Source organism: Xanthobacter sp. BG11Y11_SDJG (assembly GCF_057364445.1).
In genome coordinates this window covers 1-6,308 of sequence record NZ_JBNFNU010000262.1, presented here as the reverse complement: position 1 = coordinate 6,308, position 6,308 = coordinate 1, and the positions used below count along the sequence as shown (strand labels likewise).

At 70.6% G+C, this 6,308-nt stretch carries 4 protein-coding genes and 1 pseudogene; 1 reads left to right on the top strand and 4 read right to left on the bottom strand.

Going from position 1 to position 6,308, the window contains the following annotated elements; genetic code table 11:
- Nucleotides 1-85: 85 nt before the first annotated feature.
- Nucleotides 86-1,264, bottom strand: a complete 1,179-nt coding sequence (locus tag AC2W7M_RS17990) for a glycosyltransferase family protein (protein ID WP_486133759.1) — start codon at nt 1,262-1,264, stop codon at nt 86-88.
- Between the two features lie 224 nt (nt 1,265-1,488).
- Here AC2W7M_RS17990 and AC2W7M_RS17985 point away from each other — a divergent pair, with 224 nt between their 5' ends.
- The gene (locus AC2W7M_RS17985) at nt 1,489-2,040 is read left to right on the top strand and encodes an invasion associated locus B family protein (protein WP_486133757.1); all 552 of its coding nucleotides are present in this window, start codon (nt 1,489-1,491) and stop codon (nt 2,038-2,040) included.
- A 32-nt stretch (nt 2,041-2,072) separates the two neighbouring features.
- On the opposite strand, the gene AC2W7M_RS17980 is transcribed toward AC2W7M_RS17985, so the two are convergent.
- The 3 genes and pseudogenes from AC2W7M_RS17980 to AC2W7M_RS17970 form a co-directional block, all read right to left on the bottom strand.
- Complete coding sequence (locus AC2W7M_RS17980; RefSeq protein ID WP_486133755.1) at nt 2,073-3,683, bottom strand: acyl-CoA synthetase; 1,611 nt, start codon at nt 3,681-3,683, stop codon at nt 2,073-2,075.
- Between the two features lie 175 nt (nt 3,684-3,858).
- Nucleotides 3,859-4,577: pseudogene (gene rpe, locus AC2W7M_RS17975) on the bottom strand (ribulose-phosphate 3-epimerase).
- A 70-nt stretch (nt 4,578-4,647) separates the two neighbouring features.
- Nucleotides 4,648-6,216: a class 1 fructose-bisphosphatase gene (locus tag AC2W7M_RS17970; protein ID WP_486133753.1), complete on the bottom strand. Its 1,569-nt coding sequence runs from the start codon at nt 6,214-6,216 to the stop codon at nt 4,648-4,650.
- Nucleotides 6,217-6,308: the final 92 nt, after the last annotated feature.

The window sequence follows — 6,308 nt, the reverse complement described above, 5'->3', positions numbered from 1 at the left end:
GTCCGCCGATCACGCCGCCGCCCCCGCCCGTTACCCCGCCGCCCCCGCCGCAGATCCTGCCTGCCGTCCTTACTGCTGAGGCGCCTCACGCAGCCAGCAGCGCCAGGCAGCGCTCCACCAGGTGCTCAAGCGGTGGGCGCTCCGCGAGGATCGCCCGGTGCATGCGGCCGGCGGCCAGGGCCAGGTGGGCGGCGTCCTCGTCTTCCGCGAAGGCGAGGATATCGGTGGGATCCGGCATGTAGCCGGGATCGAACAGCAGACGGCTGCGCGCCACGCCCGCGGCGGCGATGGCTTCACCGTTGAGATAGTGCTCCACGTGCTGGCACAGGGTGTATTGGGGCACGCCCGCCGCCAACGCGTCCGCGGCGATGCCCGCATTGCCCTGGTGCAGCACCAGACGGGAGCGCTCCAGCACGGTGCTCATGCGCTGCGGCGCGCCATGGACCCGCGCGCCGACCGCGCGCAGCGCCGCGACCACCTCCGGGGCGGCGGTGGGCGTGTAGATTTCCAGCATCGGGCCGAGAACCAGAAGCGCCGCCATCACGCCAGGCCGGGCGATCACGTCCATGTGGAGATAGGCGAAGATGCCGGATGCGCCCGGCCGCCGCTCGCGCATGGGCTCGATCATCAGCGGCCCGTCGGCGGGGCGCTGGCGCAGATCCGCATAGGGATCGAGCAGCTGGAACGTGCAGACGAAGGCATCGTCGGCCTGGAACAGGGCGCCAACGCGGTCGATGCCGTCGCTGCCTTCGGCCGCGAGCGCTCGGTTGACAGCGTCCAGCATATCCGCGTCCTGCGCCATCGGCGGCGCGAAGGTGTGGAGCAGCGGGAACGCCGTCAAGTCCTGGGGTGGCAGGCAGAAGCCGACGCCGGTCTGGATCGTGCGCGCCCGCCCGCGCGCCGCGAGTGTCGCCATGGGGGCGTAGTCCAGAACCACGAGGTCCGGCCGCACCTCATCGAGGATGGCGCGCCAGCCGGCGAGGGCCCGGCGCATGGCCTGCTCGTCCAGCAGCCCGGCCTGGGCGAGCGAATCCGTGAGCGTCGCCGAGGCAGGGACCGGCCTGAAGCCCGCGGGCGTCGTCTCCGGCGCCACCAGCACCGGGATGCCCGCCTGGTCCAGCGGTGTCGCGAAGAACGGCCGGGTGCACGCCGCCACCACCTGGTGTCCGGCCGCGGCGAGGCGGCTGCCCACCCGGGCGAGCTTCATGGAATGGCCGTAGCCGACGCCCAGCTCCCAGGCGAGAAGCACCCGTCTCGAACCCAAACCGGCCTCCCTTCCTTGGCGCCATGGCATGACGCCTGGCGGCGGGTCATGAATGCCTTCTTGCGGGGAAAAGGTCGAGCCGGCGCGTGCGGGCGGCCATTGCCGCCAATTCCGGTTGCCTGCCGGGGGGCTGGTCGGATATCCCGGTGCGCGCAGGCGCAAAAGCATCGCGGGTGCCGGCCGGCGGATGGCCGGTGCGCCGGGGGTGGTCAAGGAGCAGGCTGATGATCAGGTTCTCGCGCAGGTCTCTCGGCGTTCCCTCCCTCGCCGGCGCGGCGCTGGCGGTGTTCGCTTTCGCTGCTCCGGCTCTCGCCCAGTCCGCCGCGCCCGCCCCGGCGGCGGCGCCGGTCTCGGAGACCCGCACCGTGCACGACGACTGGACCGTGCGCTGCAAGAAGGGCGGCGCGGCCAAGCCCGAGTGCGAGGCGGTGCAGACGCTTCAGACCACGGACCTCAAGGGCGTGCTGGCCCATATCGCCGTGCGTGCGGAGAAGGACGGGCCGGTGCGCCTCATCGTCCTGGTGCCGCCGGGCGTGTGGCTGCCCGCCAACGTGGTGTTCAAGGTGCCGAACGTCGCCGACATCACGCTCACCTACAAGCGCTGCGGCCAGCACTGCGTCGCCTCGGTCGAACTGACCAAGGAGCAGCTCGACGCGCTCAAGGGCAGCGCGGGCAAGGGCGAGTTCACCTTCGAGAACGGCTCGCGCAGCCCCATCATCCTGCCGGTCTCCTTCAAGGGGCTGGGCAAGGCGATGGAAGAGGCCATGAAGGGCTGAGCCGCCCGCGGACCTGAGGTCGGCGCGGGGCCTCAGCCCCGCGCGCGCAGCTCCCGCCGCAGGATCTTGCCGGTGGCGGTCATGGGCAGGGTGTCCGTGAACGCCACGTGGCGCGGATATTCGTGGGCCGAGAGCCTGGTCTTCACGAAATCCTGGATGTCGCGGGCGAGGTCGTCGGAGGCCGTGCCGCCGTCCTTCAGCACCACCCACGCCTTCACCGCCTCGGTGCGCAGCGGGTCGGGCACGCCCACCACCGCCACCAGCGCCACCGCGGGGTGCTTGAGGATGCAGTCCTCGATCTCCGCCGGGCCGATGCGGTAGCCGGCCGAGGTGATGACGTCGTCGGCCCGGCCCACATACCAGAGGTAGCCGTCGGCGTCGCGCCGGCCCATGTCGCCGGTGAGCAGGAAGTCGCCCGCATACTTGGCGGCGGTGGCGCCCGGGTTGCGCCAATATTCCAGCATCATCACCGGGTCGCCCTTGCGCACGCCCACCTGGCCCTCGGTGCCGTCCGGCAGCTCGCGCCCGTCCTCGTCGACGATGCGCACGTCGTGGCCGGGGATCGGCCGTCCCATGGCGCCGGGGCGGATGGGGAAGAAGTCCGAGTTCGAGCCCACCACGAGGTTGCACTCGGTCTGGCCGTAGATCTCGCGCGCCTCGACGCCGAGCCGCTCCTTCACGAACGCCCCCAGCTCCGCCCCGAGGCTCTCGCCGCCGGTGAGCAGCGAGCGCAGGGCGAGCCCGTCATGCCGCACGTCCGCCTGCCGCAGCAGCTTGAGCGCGGTGGGCGGCAGGAACACGTTGCGCACCTTGTGGCGCGCCATCAGGTCCATGGCGGCTTCGGGGTCGAACTTCTTGGCCCGGTGGGCCAGCACCGGCACGCCCAGATAGAGGCTCGGGAACAGCACGTCGAACAGGCCGCCGATCCAGGCCCAGTCGGCCGGCGTCCAGTGCAGGTCGCCGGGCCGGGGCATGCCCTCGTGGATGAAGGTGATGCAAGGCAGGTGGCCGAGCAGCACCCGGTGGCCGTGCAGCGCGCCCTTGGGGTTCCCGGTGGTGCCGGACGTGAAGATGATGATGCCGGGATCGTCCGGCCCCGTGTCGGCCGGGGTGAAAGCGTCGCTGGCCCGCGCCAGCGCGGCGTCGAAGGAGAGCGTTCCGGGCGCGGCGGCGGGGCCGGTGAGGTAGACGGTGGCAAGGTCCGGCAGGCGCTCGCGCACCCGCTCCAGCTTGGCGAGGCCCGAGGCGTCCGTCACCAGCGCCTTGGCGCCGGAGGCGGCGAGGCGGAACTCCAGCGCCTCGTCGCCGAACAGGGTGAACAGCGGCACCGAGACGAGCCCCGCCTTGAAGGCGGCGAGGTGGGCGATGGCCGTCTCCGGCGCCTGGGGGAGGAACACCGCCACCCTGTCGCCGCGCTTCAGCCCCTGGGCGAGGAGGGCGTTGGCGAAGCGGTTGGTGAGGCTCTTAACCTCATCGAAGGAGTATGCGCGTACGGTGCCGCTCTCCTCCTCGAACACCAACGCGGGCTTGCCTGAGCCGTCCGCATGGGCATCGACGCAGGCCACCCCCATGTTGAAACGGGCGGGGATCTGCCAGCGGAAGGCACGGACGAGCGCGTCATAGCGCGGCGCGGCGAGGGTCATGGACGTCCTCCCGAGGACCGGAATGGCAGTCTCCATGAAACATGAAAAAACTGCTCTTATCATTTTGATCTAGAACGGAAAATTAACCATACTTGACGTGGCGTGCGAACAGTTTGCCGCCCTGGTCCAGCGCGGGGCAGGGTGTGGAAACAATCGAACGTTTTTCCTGACGCGGTCAAGAGGCGCGCCGCACCCGCGCTCCGGAGGGGGGCCTTAGGCGACCAGCCCGACCGCGCCCGCCGCGGCGCCGCGGAGTCGCCTCGATCTTCGCCCTGTAGTGCGCCGGCCCGTCCTTGAAAACCGCCGAGCCCGCCACGAGCACGTCGGCGCCGGCCTTGGCGCAGAGCGCGCCGGTTCCGGGTTCACGCCGCCGTCCACCTCCAGGCGGATGTCGCGGCCGCGGATCATGTCGCGGATGCGGGCGATCTTCTCCAGCATCTCGGGGATGAAGGCCTGGCCGCCGAAGCCGGGATTGACGCTCATGACGCAGATCAGGTCCGCCTTCTCCAGCGCATAGTCCAGCACCCGCTCCGAGGTCGCGGGGTTGATGGCGATGCCGGCCTTCTTGCCGAGCCCCTTGATGACCTGCAGGCAGCGGTCGAGATGGGGCGTCGCCTCGGGATGGACCGAGATGATGTCCGCCCCGGCCTTGGCGAAGGCCTCGAGATAAGGCTCCACCGGCGCGATCATCAGGTGCACGTCGAACACCTTGTCGGTGTGCGGCCGCAGCGCCTTGATGATGTCCGGCCCGAAGGTGAGGTTGGGCACGAAGTGCCCGTCCATCACGTCGAGATGGATGTAGTCCGCCCCCGCCGCCGCCACCGCGCGCACCTCCTCGCCGAGCTTCGAGAAGTCGGAGGCGAGCATGGAGGGGGCGATCAGCGGCGTGGTCATAGGGCGAACTCCGGTTTGCGCGGGCTCTTTCGGCGCATATTGGGGCGCGGCCATGGCGCCGGCCAGCGCCTCAATAATAGGAGGCGATCTTCTCCACTTCGGCCTTGGAGCCGAACACCAGCGGGATGCGCTGGTGGATGTGGCTCGGCACGATGTCGAGGATGGGGGTCTTGCCGTCGGTGGCGCCGCCCTTCGCCTGTTCGGTAAGGAAGGCGACGGGGTTCGCCTCGTAGATCAGCCGCAGGCGGCCCTCCGCATAGCCCTTGCGCTTGTCGCCGGGATAGAGATAGACGCCGCCGCGGGTGAAGATGCGGAAGGCGTCGGCCACCATGGAGCCGACCCAGCGCATGTTGAAGTCCTTGCCGCGCGGGCCGTCCTTGCCGGCGAGGCAGTCGGCGATATAGCCGCTCATGGCCGCGTCCCAGTGGCGGACGTTGGACTGGTTGACGCCGTATTCCTTGGTCTCGGCCGGGATCTCCACATTCTCGCGGGCGAGCAGGAAGTCGCCGCTCGCGCGGTCCTGCACGAACACGTGGGTGCCCGCGCCGAAGGTCGCCACCAGAATGGTCGCCGGCCCATAAGCGAGGAAGCCCGCCGCCACCTGATGCCGGCCCGGGCGCATCACCGCGTCCTTCGGGTTGGCATGGGCGTCCGCGTCATAGGGCAGGATGGAATAGATGGTGCCCACCGACACGTTGGTGTCGATGTTGGACGAGCCGTCCAGCGGGTCCACCGCCACCACCAGGCGGCCGGCCGGGTTCACCGGGATCAGCTCCTCGCTCTCCTCGGAGGCGAGGAAGGCGACGGGGGTGGGCTTCAAGGCGGCGAGGATGCGCTCCTCCGCCACCACGTCCAGCTCCTTCTGGGCATCGCCCCCGGCATTGGGGTCGACGCCGCGGATCTTGGCGAGGCCCTCTTCCAGGGGACCGCGCGCCACCAGGTCGGCGATGCCGACGCCGGCGCCGGCAATGGCTCTGACCGCGGCGGCGACCGCGCCTCTGCCGGCATCGCCGCCGGCCCACCGGTCGAGATAGGCTTCGAGGGTCACGCTGTCGCTGCCCGCCGTGTTGCTCACCGAAAATCTCCTGCCCGTCTTTGCCCAGGGGGCAGGGCGAGGCGCCGCGCGCCGGCCGCTCCCACCGCCCGGCGCCGTTATGGCGCAGAGCGCCGCGCCGGGCAAAGCAAATGGCGGCCCGCCGCGCTCACCGGCGGCGGGTGATCTCCACGCGACGTCGGCGAAGATGCCGCTCACCGGGGCATTCGGCTTGTGCACCGTGACCGAGACTTCCTCCAGCAGCTGAAAATGGTCCAGCAGGCGTGTGGCGATCCGCTCGGCGAGCGTCTCGATGAGATGGACCGGGTCGTCCTCCGCCACCGCGCGGACCTGCTCGTAGATGTTCTGGTAGGAGATGGTCAGCGCCTGGTCGTCGGCCCAGGCGGCGGGGCGGGTGTCGAGGCGGCAGTCGCAGTCCACCACGAAGCGCTGGCCGAGTTCGCGCTCGGCCTCGTAGACGCCGTGACGGGCATAGAACGGCATGCCCTTCACGAACAGGCGGTCGAGGTCGTGGCGCGGCATGGTCCGGCCTTCGGTTGCCTTGGCCTCGGCCTCGGCCGCCGCTTCGGGTTCATCTGCTCTCATCAATGCCTCACGCGGCAGCCGGCCCGTGTTGCGGGGCGCCGCCCTCGAACCGGCGCGCTGTCTCGCCCGCGCCGGACCCGGCGCGAGGCGCC

Excerpts from the sequence above, each read along its gene's own strand:
- AC2W7M_RS17985 (WP_486133757.1), top strand. The coding sequence starts at position 1,489 with ATGATCAGGTTCTCGCGCAGGTCTCTCGGCGTTCCCTCCCTCGCCGGC.
- AC2W7M_RS17980 (WP_486133755.1), bottom strand. The coding sequence starts at position 3,683 with ATGACCCTCGCCGCGCCGCGCTATGACGCGCTCGTCCGTGCCTTCCGC.
- AC2W7M_RS17970 (WP_486133753.1), bottom strand. The coding sequence starts at position 6,216 with ATGAGAGCAGATGAACCCGAAGCGGCGGCCGAGGCCGAGGCCAAGGCA.